Consider the following 623-nt stretch of genomic DNA (forward strand, 5'->3'; position numbering starts at 1 on the left):
GTAGGTGGGCAGGTCGACGAGGCCGGGCGCCGGGTCGTCGGGGTACCAGCGGGTCCAGTCGATCGGGACGCCGCTGCCGTACGCGCCGGCGAGCGCGCGGGTGAGCTGGGTGAGGTCGCCGTGGTCGCGGCGGAGCGTCGGTATCGCTGCGGCGGTGACGCCGGCCTGCTCGAAGCACTCTTCCAGGCCGGTGGTCAGGACGGGGTGGGCGCTGGCCTCGACGAAGATCCGGTGGCCGTCGGTGAGCAGGGCCGCGATCGCGTCGGCGAAGCGGACCGGCTGCCGCAGGTTGGTGACCCAGTACGCGGTGTCCAGCGTCGTGGTGTCGATCCGGGTGCCGGTCACCGCCGAGTAGTAGGCGACGGACGCGGGCAGGGGCTCGACCCCGGCCAGCGCCTCGGTGAGCTCATCGGTGATCTGGTCGACCTGAGGGCCGTGGGAGGCGTAGTCCACGTCGATCATCCGTGCCCGCAGTCCCTGGCCTTCGGCGGCGGCTACCACCGCGCGTACCGGGTCGGGCGGGCCGGAGACGACGGTGGCGGACGGGCTGTTGACCGCGGCCACCGCCACGCCGTCGAGGAGGAGCGGTTCGGCCTGTTCGGCGCCGACGCCCAGGGAGGCCA

The 623-nt window shown here is 73.8% G+C and carries 1 protein-coding gene; it reads right to left on the minus strand.

Annotation, left to right across the window (positions count from 1 at the left end; translation table 11 throughout):
- Positions 1-623 (minus strand): acyltransferase domain-containing protein (locus tag QWU11_RS47095; protein ID WP_290121139.1); only part of this gene is annotated, 623 nt, incomplete at both ends.

Source organism: Actinomadura sp. DC4 (assembly GCF_030406325.1).
Classification (GTDB): domain Bacteria; phylum Actinomycetota; class Actinomycetes; order Streptosporangiales; family Streptosporangiaceae; genus Actinoallomurus.